This is a genomic window from Streptomyces sp. 147326 (assembly GCF_045000215.1).
In the GTDB taxonomy this organism is placed as follows: Bacteria; Actinomycetota; Actinomycetes; order Streptomycetales; family Streptomycetaceae; genus Streptomyces.
On sequence record NZ_CP134201.1, the window covers coordinates 8,668,115 to 8,682,367 of the forward strand.

Below are 14,253 nucleotides of genomic sequence, written 5' to 3' on the forward strand. Positions count from 1 at the left end.
CACCATGCTTGCGCTGGGCCGGTGAGATGCGGATCCTGGGCCATCCCGACCCGCGATGGCGGGTGTGGGACGAGGCGGAGTTCGTGGGGGGTTTCCCAAGGCCGGGTCGGCACCGGCCTCCTCCGGGCACGGTGACGCGATCGGCGAGATGTTCCCGTCAGCGCTCCTGAGCCAGGTCGAGCGGCCGTTTGTAGTACCGCCAGGGGAACCAGCCCGCACCGACGGGGATCCAGCCCTCGTCCTCCATCCGGCGGTGGCGGCCGCCGGAGGCGAGGGTCACCCGGCAGTGCTCCCACGGGTGGTCGGAGGCTTCCACCTCGTGGAACAGCGCACCGTAACCGACCAGGTGCCAGCCCTCCCGCCCGGCCTCCGCCAGAGCGGCCATCTCGTTGAACGCGGACAACGGACTGAGGACGCGGCGCTCGGCCACGCCCGGTTTCCCCGCCTCCCGTTCGGAGCCCACGGCATCAGTGACCTTGACCGCGAAGCGCTGCTGCGCGGCCTGCCGGCTCACGCCCAGGATCCGGCCGACGGTGTCCCAGCTGTGCCCGGCAGCCCTGGCGCCCTGGACCGCCTCGCGCAGCAGCCGGCTCGCCTCCTCGGCGCCGACGCGCGAGGCGTCCACCAGCCGCAGGTACCCGTCGGCGTCGTGCTCCAGCGATGCGGCCAGGTCCTCGCGGGCGCCGAGGACGGCGGCCGCGACCCCCTCCCGGATGCGGATGGTCTCCTGCGGGCCCAGCAGCGGCTCCCCGCTCATCGCCGTTCCCCGGCGAGGGGCTCGAGCAGGTCGAGCACCGCCGCGTCGCGCCGGGCCCGGGCGGCAGCCGTACGGGCGGCGGCGCGGGCGGCCAGCGCGCTCGTGGTGGCGATGAGCGCGAGCTCCACCGTGACCATCGCGACCCAGCCGATCGTGCTGAACCGGTCGGCGAACATCGCGGTCAGCGCGGGCAGGAGCGCGGTGGACGTGAGGAGGAGGGTCAGGGAGTGGGCGGCGGAGGAGGCGTCTTCGTGGGACGCCGTCGAGTTCAAGATCGGCATGCGTCAAGGAAACCTTGACATGATCATTGTGTCAACATTTCCTTGACGCCGAGTTCCTCCAGCTGCTCCAGGCGGCCGCGCGTCTCCCCGTCCAGCGGTACGTACGAAACGAGCCGCGGCCCCGTTCCCGGTCCGAGCCACAGGCTGGTGTGCTCCACGTGCAGCAGGCCCACGTGCGCGTTGCGGATGTACTTCGACTTCGAGCTCTGCCCGACCACCTCGTGGCGCGCCCACACCTCCCGGAACTCCGCCGACGCACCCTCCAGACGCGCCAGGAGCGCATTCCAGGCGGGCTCCGTCAGATGCTCGGCCATCGCCGCCCGGAACTTCGCCGCCATCAGCCGGTGGGTGGCCGGCAGGTCGACCACGGCCGCCCGGAACTGCGCATCGGTGAAGGCGAGCCACATGCAGTTGCGGTCCTCCGGCCGCATCCCGTCCATGTCCCCGAACAGCCGCCCGTACGTCGCGTTGTACGCGAGGATGTCGTACCGGCTGTTCTGGACGCACGCCGGAATGGGCCCCAGCTGGTCGAGCACGGCCCGCACGGCGGGCGTCACGCTGGGGCACACCGTGGGCGGTGCCGGGTCCTGCCCGCCGGCCAGCGCGAACAGGTGCGCCCGTTCGCTCACGTCGAGGAGCAGTGCCCGCGCGACCGCGTCCAGCACCTGCCCCGACACCTGGATGTCGCGCGCCTGCTCCAGCCACGTGTACCAGGTCACGCCCACGGACGACAGGTGCGCGACCTCCTCGCGCCGCAGCCCCGGGGTGCGCCGACGCGGCCCGCGCACCAGTCCGACCTGCTCGGGGGTGATCCGCTCGCGGCGGCTGCGCAGGAACTCCGCCAGCTCGTGCCGGCGGACGTCGCTTCCAAGGGCCACGGTGGTCATACCTCCAGCTTGCCGCACCGCTGATCCTGTTGCCAGGTAGTGCTGGTACCCGGATAAGGACACTCTGGTACCCGTCCCGCAGCGGGGCGACCGTCTAGAGGTGACCGATACCCACGTACGACCCCCCGCCGCGCCGCCCACCCCCGCGGCCGGGCCCTCCGCCCCTCACCTGAGCGGCGCGGGCCTGTTCACCGTCCTGCTGGGGGCCGCTCTACCCCTGATCGACTTCTTCATCGTCAACGTCGCGCTGCCGTCGATCGAGCACGACCTCTCCGCCGGACCCGCCCTGCTGGAGCTGGTCGTCGGCGGGTACGGCGTCGCCTACGCCGTCCTGCTGGTCCTCGGCGGGCGGGTCGGAGACAGCCTCGGCCGCCGCCGGCTCTTCCTCGCCGGCATGGCCGCCTTCGGAGTCACCTCCCTCGCCTGCGGCCTCGCCCCGAACGCCTGGAGCCTCGTCGCCGCCCGGATCGCCCAGGGCGCGGCCGCCGCCCTCATGCTGCCGCAGGTGCTCGCCACCATCCAGGCCACCACCGAAGGCCCGCGCCGGGCCCGGGCCATGAGTCTGTACGGGGCCACCGCGGGCCTGTCCATGGTCGCCGGGCAGATCCTCGGCGGCGTCCTGGTCGCCGCGGACCTCGCCGGAACCGGCTGGCGCGCGGTCTTCCTGGTCAACGTTCCCGTCGCGCTCCTCGGGCTGCTGCTGGCCGTGCGCACGGTCCCCGACACCCGCGCGGGCCGGCCCGTGGCCGTGGACGTACCGGGCACCCTGCTGCTCGCCCTGTCGCTGGTCTCGCTGCTGCTGCCGCTCACCGAGGGCAGGGCCGCCGGCTGGCCGCTGTGGACCTGGCTCTCGCTCGGCGTGTTCCCCGTGGCCGCCGCGGCGTTCTACCTCGTCGAGCGCCGGGCCGACCGCCGGGGCCGCACTCCGCTGGTGCCGCCGAGCCTGCTGAGACTGGAGTCGCTGCGGCGCGGCCTGCTCCTGCTGGTGCCGTTCTCGACCGGCTTCAGCGGCTTCATGTTCGTCCTCGCCGTCGCCCTCCAACAAGGCCTGGGCATGGGCCCGGTGACGGCGGGCCTGACGCTCGTGCCGATGGCCCTGGCCTTCTTCGCGGCCTCCCTGGCCGGGCCGCGCCTGGTCACCCGCTTCGGCCGCCGCGTCGTCACCGTCGGCGGCGTCGTCCAAGCGGGCGGCATCGCCCTCCTGCTGGTCACCCTGTACTACGGATGGCCGGACCTCGGCCCGGGCGCGCTCGCTCCGGGCGTGTTCCTGGCGGGCCTGGGCCAGGGCCTCCAACTGCCCGTGCTGATGCGTCTGATGCTGTCGGACGTGCCGGCCGACCGGGCCGGGGTGGGCGGCGGCGTCATGATCACCGCCCAGCAGTCCGCCCTGGCGCTCGGCGTCGCCACACTGGGCAGCCTCTTCCTCGCCCTGGCCCCGACGGCTGGCCTGCGCGACGCGGTCGGTACCGTCTTGCTCCTACAGCTCGGGCTGATCGCCCTGACCGTCCTGCTCAGCCTCCGCCTTCCCCGCATGCGCTGAGCGGCCCCGGCCGAATCCCGGATCACGGCCCCCTACCCCGTGCCCGCACCCCTTGATACCCTCCGCGCGCGCACCGGGGGACGCTGAACCAGGGGGAAGAATGGCCGAGTTGCTCACCAACGAGGACCCGGAACGGATAGCGGGGTACTGGCTCGCCGCCCGGCTCGGCGCGGGCGGCCAGGGCACCGTGTACGAGGGCTACGACGAGGCCGGCCAACGCGTCGCCGTCAAGGTGCTGCGCCCGGAACTCGTCGCCCGCCCCGACATCGCGGGCCGGTTCGCCAAGGAGGTGCTCGCCGCGCAACGCGTGGAGTCCTTCTGCACCGCACGGGTCCTGGAGAGCGGAACCGACGGCGAACGACCCTACATCGTCAGCGAGTTCGTCCCCGGTCGCGACTTACGCAAGGCCGTCCGCGACTCCGGCCCGCTCACCGGCGACGCACTGATGCGGCTGGCCACCGGGGCCGCCACCGCCCTGGCCGCCATCCACCGCGCGGGCGTCGTCCACCGCGACCTCAAACCGGACAACGTCCTCCTCGGCCCCGACGGCCCCCGGGTCATCGACTTCGGCATCGCCCGCACCGAGGACATGTCGATCACCGCGACCGGACACCTGATGGGCACACCCGGCTACATGGCCCCCGAGGTACTCACCGGGCGCCGCGCCGACGGCGCCGCCGACGTCTTCGCCTGGGGAGCGGTGATGCTGTTCGCGGCCACCGGACGCGATCCCTTCCGCGGCGAGAACATCGGCGAAATCGTCGTACGGGTCACCGAACACCACCCGGACCTCACCCCCTTGCCGCCCGCTCTGCGCGAGCTGGTGGGCGAGGCACTGGCCAAATCCCCGGCGGACCGCCCCACCGCCACCGGGCTGCTGCTGAGGATGCTGGGCGGACCGGCCGACGCCGCCGACGCGGCCCTCCTCGCCGCCGGCCGGGACAACGCCGGGCGGCTGCGCGACGCCACCGCCGACGCCTCCGAGCCCGCCCTCGGTGCCGCCGCGGAGACCACGTACCAGCGCCTGCCGGAACCGGTCCGGCAAGCGGTACGGGAGATCACGCTCCGCCTGATCGTCCCCGGCACCGCCGCCGACGGCTCCCAGGACACCCTCCGCACCGCAGCCACGGCGGAATGGCTCGACGGCCGCCCGTACGAGGAACGCGGCGCGCTGCGCGACGCGTTCGACTCCCTCGCCGTCGCCCGGCTCCTCGTCCTGGAGGACGACGCCGCCCGCCTCGCCTCCCTCGGCCTGCTGCGCGCCTGGCCGCGGCTGCGCGACTGGGTGGACCACGACCGCCAGGCCCTCCTCCTGCTGCGCTGGCTCACCGCGGCCGCCGGGCATTGGGACGGACAGGGCAGGCGGGCCGAGGACCTCCCGGCCGGCAACGCCCCGGAGGCGGCACGCGTCTGCGCGGCGGGGGCGCCGGAATGGCTCCGCGCGAGCCGGCTCGAGGGCGCGTTCCTGGCGGCGTGCCGCCAGGCGGCCGCAGCGCGTCAAAGACGCACCCGGCGACTGCGCACGGGCGCGGCGGCCCTGCTGTCCCTCGCGCTCGTGGCGGGCCTGGTCGCCTGGCAGCAGAAGAGCGTCAGCGACGAACGGGCCCGCCAGGCGTCCGCCCGTACGATGGCCTCCATCGCCGAGAGCCTGCGTACCTCGGACCCCGAAATGGCCGCCCTGCTGAGCGTCGCGGCCTGGCGGATCGCACCGGTCGACGACGCGCGGGCCGCCCTCTACGGATCCCTGGGCCAGGACGAGCGCGCCGTCGCCACCAACCTCGCCCGGGTCTCGACCGGCTACTACGACGACCACGCCGACTTCCTGCTCGACGGCCGGACCCTTGCCGTACTCAACGCCCAGAAGAGCGTGGAGATCTGGGACGTGCTCAGCGGCGAGCGCACGGGCCGGGCCGAACTGCCCGAGGGCACCCCGGATCTGCCGGCCGCCGTGGACCCCTCGGGGACCGTCGCTGCGCAGACCATGAGTCAGGGCGTCCAGCTGCTCGACCTCAAGACCGGCAAGGCCGGCCCACTGCTCCTGCCGGACCAGGCGACGCCCAGGGTCCTCGCGGTCTCAAGGGAGGCCGCCCTGGTCGCGATCAGAACCTCCGACGAGGTGGTCCTCGTCGACGGCCGCACCGGCCGGCCGGCACTGCGCACGCCGGGGAGCGGCCCGGTCGCCCTCTCCCAGGACGGCGCGACCTACGCGGTCTGCCCGTCGGGCAGATCCTTACAGCTGTACTCCCCGGCCACCGGGCGGACAGCGGAACTGCGGCGGGACCCCACCCATCCCGTGGTCACCTGCGAGAACAACCAAGGAGTGGCCTTCAGCGCGGACGGCAAACGCCTGATCCACACCGGAACCGGCCACACCTCCACCCTGTGGGACGTCCCTTCCCGCACGGCGGTACGCGATGTCGCCGCGACCCGGGTGGCGGCCCTCAGCCCCGACGGCGCGCTGGCCGTCGAGATCACCGACACCCAGCTGAAGGTATGGGCAGCCAACGCGACCTCGACCTCGTCCGTCCTGCTCGGCTATCCCCGGCTCGACACGGACGGCCGGGCCATGAACCTGTCCGTCGCCTTCGACACGGACAGCCGGCTCCTGCGGTACGTGGCCAGGGACCGGCAGGTCCGTTCACTGGACCTGACGTACGGACTCCAGGACGCGGCCACCAAGGCGAAGGTCCCCGAGGCGGTCTTCGCCCCGGACGCGGCGACGCTCGCGACCACGGGGGCCACCGAGAACGACGCCGAAGACCGCTTCCGGCTGTGGACCACGGCCGACGGTCAGGTGCGCAACCTTCCGCACCACCCCGTCATGCCGGTCACCGAAGACGCGTACGACGAGGACGACGACGGCTCGTCCGCCTACTCCCGCGACGGGGGATTCCTGGCCACCGCCTCCTGGCACGAGGACGGCAAGCCGCGCGTGACGGTGTGGGACGCCCGCGAGAACCGGTTGCGGACCGAGCTCACGATGCCCGGATCCGTCCTCCGCATCAGCGGGTTCGCTTTCACCCCGGACGGCACCCGTCTGGCGGTCGCGGTCACCAAGAAGGACGGCCCCGGCCCCGTCACCCGCGCCGTGCAGGTGTGGGACCTCGGCTCCGGCCGCCAGGAGTACGAGATCGCGGACGCCGGCGCGGCCAACCTCGCGATCAGCCCCGACGGCTCCCTCCTGGTCACCTCCGCGGGGGAGCGCGTGGACCTCGCCACCCGCGCCGTCGAGCGAGGCGTCCTCGGCCCCGGTGTCATCCAGGACCTGGAGTTCAGCGACGACGGCTCGGTGCTGGCGGTGAGCCTCCTCCAGGGGACGGTCACGCTCTGGGACGGCGACGGACGCCGCCGCCTGGGAGGCCTGTCGAGTACGGCGGCCACCCGGGGCGACGACTTCGGCGGGCGGGTGGCGGGGCTGCGCTTCTCCCACGACGGCAAGACCCTGGCCGCGATCGTCGGCGACAGCCGGATCCAGCTGTGGGACGTAGCCGCCCGGCGCCGGCTCGGCGATCCGCTGCGCGGGTCGGCCGGCCTGCTGCGTGCCCTCGCCTTCGACTCCCGGGGGCGGCTGCACGTCTCCTCCTCGCACCACCCGCACCGCGTCTTCGACCTCGACCCGAAGGCCGTGGCGCGGGCGCTGTGCGAGCGGGTCGGCTGGGACCTCACCCGCGCGCAGTGGGAGCAGAACGTGCCCGACCTGCCCTACCGCTCGGTCTGCTGAGGCTGAGAAACCCTCTCCACGGGCAGGGCGTGAACCTCCGGCGGGGACCAGACGGCAAGGTCCCCGCCGGGCAGCGAGACGAAGCGCCATCCGCGCGGTCCGGTGATCTGCCAGGCCTCGAACGAGGCGTCGGGCGGGCACGTCAGACTCTGGCCGCGACACGTCGTCGATGCGCAGGTACTCGGTCCAGAACCGGCCGGCCGTCACGCCCGGAGGATGCCGGACTCCGAACCGGCCGACCGCCGGGCTGCTGCCGTCGGATCCGTTGCCCGGGGGCGGCGGTACGAGCGTCGACGCCGGGGGTTCTCCGGGCGGCAGCCCGTCGTGCGGGCGGCCCGGCCGCACGACGCCGGGGGGACGGTCGCCATGCGGCTGGGGCCGCTCCGGAAGCCCTGCCCGCGGGTGGAGCTTCCGGTACCACGCGTCTGACCCGGCGGCGCGATACCAAACGTGCTTCGTCGCACCGCCGAGGGCAATGCCGAGCGGCCCCAGGGCCTGAACGCCGAGCGGGAGTCGTCAACCCACAGCGATACAGGGCCCGTTGGGGCTCGCCGACAACGGCCCGGTCAACGGGATCACGCGCCCATTTCTTAGCATCAGAGGCCAACTATTCGCCCCGCCGCCGCCAGGACGACTACAAAGGTCCTCACGGAACCGAACCCGGCGATGGGGTTGATGCCACCCCGTCGGCGATCGGAACGATGTCGAAGGCGGTGGATTGCGTGCGCGAGTACAGCAGGATCGAATCGACGGCGGTCAGATTACTTCCGAGGAGTCCGGGTTCCGGCTCCTTCACCTGATCCGGGGCGGCCATGCTGAAACCAGTCTGCTTTTCCCCGGCGTACGCATCGGTGGACGACTACCGGCTCCTGACGTCGACCATCCGGTCGAGGGTGGAAGATGCTCCGGGCTGGTTCAGCAGGGCCGGGCACGGGGAGGGGGGAACGCCTCACCTCCCCCTGCGCATTCACCTGCGGGGCCTGTTCATCGAGCTCTACATCCAGCTCCGCCTGCAGAATTCCGACCTTCGTATCGTCGGATTCCGCAACACCTTCGAGAACTGGCAGGCCCCGCCGGAAGCGTACGTCCGCCACGTGCGGGACTGGGTCGCTCCGCCCGGGATCCGCCGCACGGAGGCCCTGCCCTTCGGCGGAGGCCGATTCGACCTGGAGACGGCCGCCGACGTGCGCCGATCGGGAATCTCCCTGGGGCGCCGCGCCTTGGGCGACGCGGTCGTCCGGCTGCATCGGAACCGCGATCCGAAATGCACCGCACACGGCATTCTCGTGCTCTCGGAAATGCTCTGTGAGGCCGCCCGCTACCCGGCCCTGGCCGATGCGATGTCGCGTATCTGGATGACCGGCGGGCGACTGTCGGCCGATGCGGGAGTCGCCTGAGGAATCTTCACATGGGAACCCGTCCACAGGTGTTCGGAACCGAAGGAGGAGAGCGAGACCGAGACCAGGAGCGAGACACCCCTCAAGGAAACCGTTTCAACCCCGTACGATCTGTGATTCCCGTTCTGGGGATCCACGGAACAGGAGCGAAAGTGATAGTCAAGCGCGCCGGTCGCCTCGTGGTTCTCGCCGCCGTACCCGCCGCAGTGTGCCTGACCCTCGGCCTTTCCGGACCAGCTCTCGCGGAGGGCGGAAAGGCGTACCAGATCGACCTGGCGCAGCTGAACGCATCAGGCTCCAGCGGTACGGTCATGCTCAGCCTCAAGGGCAACCAACTCACCGTGCAAATCGAGTCCAAGGGGATGGTGCCCGGACAGCCGTCGGCCCAGCATCTGCACGGTTCGACGAAGGGGCACGACTTCAAATGCCCCGACGCCACCGACGACACCGACGGCGACGGGGTCCTCAGCAACACCGAGGCCACGCACGACTACGGCGACATCAACATCTCACTCACCACGGCCGGGGACACCAAGGCCACCAGCGGTCTCGCCGTGGACCGCATGCCCGTCGCCGACAAGCAGGGAAAGATCTCCTACAAGCGGACGATCGCCGTCGGCCAGGATGTGGTCGACCACATCAAGGACCTGCATGTCGTGCAGCACGGCATCGACCGCAACAAGAACAAGAAGTACGACTTCGAAGGCGCCGGCAAGAGCGAGCTCGACCCGAAGCTGCCCCAGGAGGCCACGGCTCCGACCAACTGCGGAGAGGTCAAGGGGGCGGCCGTGGGGTCCATTCCGGTCGGCGGCATCGAGACCGGCGGCGGCTCTCCGCAACACGCCTCGGCGCCGGTGACGGTGCGCGACGGTGCGGCGATCGCCGTACTCGCGGTGGTGGCGGCCGCGGTGGCCGTCACGCGGAAGCGGGCCGTTGCCGTCCCCGTCCGCAGGGGGAACACCGGAGGCGGCGCGTGAAGCAGGCTCCCGCGCTCTCCGCACCCGCCGCGTCCACCACGCGGCCCCGCCGCCGGACCGCAGGCCCCCTGGCGGCCGCCGCCCTCGCCGGGCTGCTCCTCGCGGGGTGCGCCGGCCAGAACGCGGCGAAGCCCCCCGCCTCGGACGGGCAAGCACTCCAGGGCGGGGCACCGGCAGCCGCGGGCGGGGCACCCACCGGGAAGGAGCCCGCCGGCGGTGATTCCGCGCCACCCGCAGACGGATCGCAGAGCGGTACGGGCGCGGACGCGGGTGCGGGCCGGGCCGAGCCCGCCCTCGCCCGGTCGGAGCCGCAGAAGATCACGATCCCCTCCCTCGGCCTGTCCAGCACCTTGGAGACGCTGCGGCAGAACGCGGACGGCACCATGCAGACCCCGAAGGACCCCGCGCTCGCGGGCTGGTACGAGCCGGGGCCGACCCCCGGCTCCCAAGGGCCGGCCGTGATCGCCGGCCATGTCACGTGGAACGGAGCATCCGCAGTGTTCGAGAAGCTGAAGACGATGAAGGGCGGCGACACCATCAAGGTGACCCGACGGGACGGCAAGACGGTCACCTTCACGGTGGACCGGGTCGCCGAATATCCGAAGGCCGAGTTCCCCACGCTGGAGGTCTACAAGAACCTCGACCACGCCGGCCTTCGCCTGGTCACCTGCGGCGGCGACTTCGACCCCAAGAAGCACTACTACGACAGCAACGTCGTGGTGTTCGCCCGCATGACGGGCGCCGCGTAGCCAGGCCGCCGGGGAAGACGCCCGTCAGCCGCAGGCCCCCACTGCGGCTGACGGGCCCTGCCGCGCGCCTCCCGGACAGACGCCAGCGGGGCGCTTGCCGGTGAGGTGCCGCGGTCGTCGGTGAGGTGTCGGGCGCAGTCAGTTGAACTCCATGCCGAAGGAGGGATCGGGTTCGCCTGTGTAGGGGTCGATGCCGGACTCGAGGCGGCGTTGTTCCTCGCGCCAGTGAAGGAAGTGCGGAGAGGGTTCTCCCCAGAGGGAGGCGTCGCTGAGCGGGCACTCGGCGAAGCCCTTGGTGAACAGACGCCGGAGGAACTCCGCCATTCCACAGTCGTAGATCTTCCAATGGGGCCGGCCGTGCCGTTCCCAGACGATCACCGGCCACTTGTCGGGGTCGTCGTCGGCGGTGAGCCAGCCGAGGATGTCGGCTCCGCAACTGGCGCCCCAGGCGAGGACGGAGTCAGGGCCGGCGTCAACCCCGTCCGGGCCTCCTTCGTCCGCCCATATGCGTCGCATGATGGCGGTCTCGCCCGACATGCTCCCGAGTTCCTGCCCGTAGGTCGGCTGCGTGGCCGCTTCGGGTGTGAGGACGCTGAACACGTCGTCGATGCCTCCGGCTCCGTAGGCGGCCATGAAGGCGATGTAGTCGGACGGGAAGCCGACTCCCCAAGCCCGTCGCATCGCATCCCAGTCGACCTGCTCGTCGGCGCCGTCATGTGGCGACATGACCGCCGTGAGTGCGGCGAGAGCTGTTCCTTCAGGCGGCATGTCCCCTCCAGTGTTGTGCTCGTCGGACGGAAGGTATCCGGCGCCACCGACATCGAGTTTCGAGGGGCGAGAGTTCAGTCGAGGCTTCGGTGCCGGCGGACCGGGCGGCTTCGCCGTTCCGCGCATTGACGCGGACCACCACCGGGACGCGCCCGACGGAGACCCCGGCCCGGCCACCGCGCCCCGCCGACCGGTCCGTCGACTCCGCCCGAGCACCGGGCAACAGGCGCGACGAGGCCGTCCACCTGAACTATCCGCCTGGGCCTGCGACATGTGCCGCTACGACCACACCGCCGCCCTGACGGCCGCAAGAGCCGCCCGGCCCGGGGCGACCTCGCCATCGGACCGTTCGTCTTCCCCCGACCGGCACAGCCTGAATGTGGGACGTTGGATCATCGACGGGAGCCATTCGTTGTACACACTGTGTACTACCCGAGCGATGAGGAGGACCTGATGAGCGCGGCCGACGAGGGACGGCACTGGCCGGACGAGGTCAGTGTCGACAACGCGAGGATGACGCTGCTGCAGCTCCTCGCGCGGACGGGGGTCCCTTCCGGTGACGCGCGGCAACTGATCGGACTCCTGGAGGCGGGCGCACTGGCGCTCGCGCACGAGGAGCTCAGCGGCGGCTGGAGCGCGCCGGGGGACAAGGGCGAGGCGTACGAGTCGGGCTGGCTCGACGGCGCGGGGTACCTCCTCGAAGAGCTCGGAGCCGTCGCCGAGCGGACCCTCGTACAGGTCGTGGGGGCGGACGGGGGCCCGGCGGGGGAGCGTCGTCGGGCCGGGCGCGTGGAGGTGGAGCGGGCGCGGGTGGCCGTCACACCTCTCTACCTGTCGTTCACCGCGGTCTCGGAGCTGGATCCGGAGGTGACCGACGAGGTGCTCGCCGCCGTCCTCGGCACGATGAGCCCCCGGCAGCGGGCCGGGTACGCCGGGCGGCTGACGGAGTTCGCCGCGGCCCACCGGGCCCGGCTGGAGCGCATGTTCGCCGCGTACGGACCGGGCAGCGCCATCACGCTGCACGGCCGATTCTCGCTCCTCCACTCCACCACGAGCATCGCCGTACTGGAGCGGCTCGTCGCCGCGCCGCAGGAGCTGCGCGACGAGTGGGACGCCGCAGCACTGCCGCCCGCGTGGCTGGACGGGCTCACGACCGCCTGGAACGCCCCGGCCTGACCGCGGACGCGCACGAGGAACCGACCGTGGAGGTGTTCACGCCTCCGAGCTGGCGGGCTTCACGACGGATCGCGACGAGACCGGCGGCAGCTACTGCGGCATGTACGGGTACGAGGTTCCGGCCACGTGACCATCGCCGCCGCCCCCGAGAGCCTCCTGGTCAACGGGGCCGGCCGCTGCACCCCGATCGAGGCGGTGGCGCCGCCCTGGAGCTGCGGATCCGGGCACGCGCTCGTCTACCCTGAACTCCTTGGCGAGCCCGCCGCGATGCTGGAGAACGGGTTCGACCGGTTCCTCGAAGATGGAGTCAGGTGAACGACGACGAAATACGCTCGCGCTTCGACGGCCGTGGCCGCGTCGAGCTGTTGCCCGGCCAGACCACGGCCGCGAAGCAGCGCCGCATGGAGGAGATCGCCCACGCGTTCGGCTACCGGCTGCTCACCATCCACAACCTCGGCCTCGCGGGCGTCCGGCTCGTCTACGAACGGGACGACGCCCCGCCCGCACGCCGTCGCAACGAGCTGACCATCGCACGCCTGCGCGCGGGTGGGCCGCTGCTGCCGGCGGTCGAGCCGCCTGCGCCCCCGCCACCAGGTCCGCCGCCACCGGTCACACCGCGGGTCCCGCGCCAGCGATCCGGCCGTCCGCCGTCGGAGCCCCCGCCGCCCCCACCTGCGGCTCCACCCCGACCACACGTTCCGCCCCCGCCGCCGTTCCCCCGCTTCCGCCGCCACCCCCTCCCGCCCCAACCTCCTGACGGGTAAGCCGACACGGCACGGCGGTGCCATGAGTCGCGAAGGCCGGGCGCCGGATCACATCAGATCACCGGCGCAGCGATCCGCTCATGGCACCGACCGTGATCCTCCAGGCAGACCTCGGACCTCGGACCTCGAACCTCGGACCTCGGACCTCAGACCTTCGAGTCCGGCTTCCAGTCCTGGGCGAGGAGCCCGAGCAGCACCTCGTCAAGAAACTCGCCCATCACCCACGCCGAGGAGCGCAGCACGCCCTCGCGGACGAAGCCGTTGCGCTCGGCGGAGCGCAGCATCGCCGCGTTGTCGGACAGCGTCTCGATCTGCAGTCGCTGCAAGCCGCGCACGACGAAGCCGTAGTGGCACAGCACCGCGACCACATCGGTGCCGTAGCCCTTGCCGCGGGAGGGCGGCAGCAGTCCGAGGCCGATGTGCGCGGACCGGTTGTGGTTGTCGATGCCCCACAGGTTCGCCGTGCCGACCAGCGTGCCGCCGTCCAGCTCCACTACGGAGAACGGGACGTGCCCTTCCACCTTGGCGTCCACGACGAGCCGCGAGTCCTTCGAGCCGGGCGTGATCGGCCGCCACGGCCGGCTTTCGGCCCGCGAGGCGTTGACCACGTCGTCGTAGAGCTCGGCCCGCAGGATCGGGATGTCGTCCTCGTGCCGGGCCCTGAGCCCGACCTTGCTGCCTCTAAGCATGCAGGCTTCCTACCCGACCGGGCTCGCCCACGGCAAACCAATACGGCAACCTCATCGGCGCCTCCCACGTGTCCGGCTGTTGCAGCACAAGTGCCGTTCGGGCGCGGACAGTCAGGGACGCACTCAGCTGAGCTGGTAGTCGAACCAGATCCGATGTGTGCCGTCGGCATCGACCGCCATGCCCCCGGCACCCGAGATTCCCACCAGCTCAGCGGTGCCGCTCGAGGGCACGATGGTGAAGAACTCCGCGGTGCGGTCGCTGCCGGACGTGGTCGCCGAGTGCACGAAGTTGAAGGCCCCGTCCCGGCCGTGCAGTGAGCCCTCGAAGGACTCCATGGCCACGTAGGTGCCGACGCCGGTCGCCTGGTCGAACGCGGAGGTGAACAAGGTCGCCGAGCGACCGGCCACCTCGCCCTCGAACGACTTCTCCATCGTCGCGACCCCGACGGGGAGACCGGTGGACACGGCGGGGTCCGGCCTCAGCTCGGTCGGTACGAACGCTTTGACGCTGAACGTTCCAGTAGCTCTCATGCGCTCACCGTATCGA

16 protein-coding genes are annotated in these 14,253 nt (G+C 72.0%); 8 read left to right on the forward strand and 8 right to left on the reverse strand.

The window, feature by feature from the left end:
* Positions 1–157 precede the first annotated feature (157 nt).
* From RIU97_RS40290 to RIU97_RS40300, 3 genes are read right to left on the reverse strand one after another with little or no spacing between them, the layout of a single operon-like run.
* Positions 158–757 (reverse strand): hypothetical protein, encoded by a 600-nt coding sequence (locus RIU97_RS40290; protein ID WP_404962463.1) that lies wholly within the window; start codon positions 755–757, stop codon positions 158–160.
* A complete protein-coding gene (locus RIU97_RS40295; RefSeq protein WP_404962464.1) occupies positions 754–1,038 on the reverse strand; it encodes a hypothetical protein in 285 nt (94 codons plus the stop codon). Before RIU97_RS40295 ends, RIU97_RS40290 begins: the two co-directional genes overlap by 4 nt.
* Before the next feature lie 23 nt (positions 1,039–1,061).
* The gene (locus tag RIU97_RS40300) at positions 1,062–1,925 is read right to left on the reverse strand and encodes a helix-turn-helix transcriptional regulator (RefSeq protein ID WP_404962465.1); all 864 of its coding nucleotides are present in this window, start codon (positions 1,923–1,925) and stop codon (positions 1,062–1,064) included.
* A 100-nt stretch (positions 1,926–2,025) separates the two neighbouring features.
* On the opposite strand from RIU97_RS40300, the gene RIU97_RS40305 reads away from it, so the two are divergent.
* Complete coding sequence (locus RIU97_RS40305) at positions 2,026–3,465, forward strand: MFS transporter (RefSeq protein WP_404962466.1); 1,440 nt, start codon at positions 2,026–2,028, stop codon at positions 3,463–3,465.
* 100 nt (positions 3,466–3,565) lie between these two features.
* Positions 3,566–7,186 carry a WD40 repeat domain-containing serine/threonine protein kinase gene (locus RIU97_RS40310; protein ID WP_404962467.1) on the forward strand — a complete coding sequence of 1,207 codons (3,621 nt, stop codon included), beginning with the start codon at positions 3,566–3,568 and terminating at the stop codon, positions 7,184–7,186.
* On the opposite strand, the gene RIU97_RS40315 is transcribed toward RIU97_RS40310, so the two are convergent.
* On the reverse strand, positions 7,168–7,332 hold the full coding sequence (locus tag RIU97_RS40315) for a DUF6188 family protein (RefSeq protein WP_404963105.1): 165 nt from the start codon (positions 7,330–7,332) through the stop codon (positions 7,168–7,170). The two genes, RIU97_RS40310 and RIU97_RS40315, sit on opposite strands and share 19 nt — an antisense overlap.
* 500 nt (positions 7,333–7,832) lie before the next feature.
* Positions 7,833–8,000, reverse strand: coding sequence for a hypothetical protein (locus RIU97_RS40320; protein ID WP_404962468.1), 168 nt, complete (start codon positions 7,998–8,000; stop codon positions 7,833–7,835).
* Between RIU97_RS40320 and RIU97_RS40325 the strand changes: the two genes are divergently transcribed.
* The 3 genes from RIU97_RS40325 to RIU97_RS40335 all read left to right on the forward strand — a co-directional run bounded on the left by RIU97_RS40325 (position 7,999) and on the right by RIU97_RS40335 (position 10,309).
* A complete protein-coding gene (locus RIU97_RS40325; RefSeq protein WP_404962469.1) occupies positions 7,999–8,583 on the forward strand; it encodes a ribosome-inactivating family protein in 585 nt (194 codons plus the stop codon). The genes RIU97_RS40320 and RIU97_RS40325 overlap by 2 nt on opposite strands.
* Before the next feature lie 152 nt (positions 8,584–8,735).
* Complete coding sequence (locus RIU97_RS40330) at positions 8,736–9,560, forward strand: hypothetical protein (protein WP_404962470.1); 825 nt, start codon at positions 8,736–8,738, stop codon at positions 9,558–9,560.
* Positions 9,557–10,309, forward strand: coding sequence for a class F sortase (locus RIU97_RS40335; RefSeq protein ID WP_404962471.1), 753 nt, complete (start codon positions 9,557–9,559; stop codon positions 10,307–10,309). The genes RIU97_RS40330 and RIU97_RS40335 overlap by 4 nt, the downstream gene beginning before the upstream one ends.
* Positions 10,310–10,447: 138 nt before the next feature.
* On the opposite strand, the gene RIU97_RS40340 is transcribed toward RIU97_RS40335, so the two are convergent.
* Positions 10,448–11,077 carry a hypothetical protein gene (locus RIU97_RS40340; protein ID WP_404962472.1) on the reverse strand — a complete coding sequence of 210 codons (630 nt, stop codon included), beginning with the start codon at positions 11,075–11,077 and terminating at the stop codon, positions 10,448–10,450.
* A 453-nt stretch (positions 11,078–11,530) separates the two neighbouring features.
* Here RIU97_RS40340 and RIU97_RS40345 point away from each other — a divergent pair, with 453 nt between their 5' ends.
* The 3 genes from RIU97_RS40345 (at position 11,531) to RIU97_RS40355 (ending at position 13,017) form a co-directional block, all read left to right on the forward strand.
* Positions 11,531–12,253 (forward strand): hypothetical protein, encoded by a 723-nt coding sequence (locus RIU97_RS40345; protein WP_404962473.1) that lies wholly within the window; start codon positions 11,531–11,533, stop codon positions 12,251–12,253.
* 126 nt (positions 12,254–12,379) lie between these two features.
* Entirely contained in the window at positions 12,380–12,568 is a 189-nt protein-coding gene (locus RIU97_RS40350) for a hypothetical protein (protein WP_404962474.1), read from the forward strand.
* The gene (locus RIU97_RS40355) at positions 12,565–13,017 is read left to right on the forward strand and encodes a hypothetical protein (RefSeq protein ID WP_404962475.1); all 453 of its coding nucleotides are present in this window, start codon (positions 12,565–12,567) and stop codon (positions 13,015–13,017) included. Before RIU97_RS40350 ends, RIU97_RS40355 begins: the two co-directional genes overlap by 4 nt.
* A 146-nt stretch (positions 13,018–13,163) precedes the next feature.
* On the opposite strand, the gene RIU97_RS40360 is transcribed toward RIU97_RS40355, so the two are convergent.
* Positions 13,164–13,706 carry a GNAT family N-acetyltransferase gene (locus RIU97_RS40360; RefSeq protein ID WP_404962476.1) on the reverse strand — a complete coding sequence of 181 codons (543 nt, stop codon included), beginning with the start codon at positions 13,704–13,706 and terminating at the stop codon, positions 13,164–13,166.
* Between the two features lie 123 nt (positions 13,707–13,829).
* The gene (locus RIU97_RS40365) at positions 13,830–14,237 is read right to left on the reverse strand and encodes a DUF3224 domain-containing protein (RefSeq protein ID WP_404962477.1); all 408 of its coding nucleotides are present in this window, start codon (positions 14,235–14,237) and stop codon (positions 13,830–13,832) included.
* Positions 14,238–14,253 lie beyond the last annotated feature (16 nt).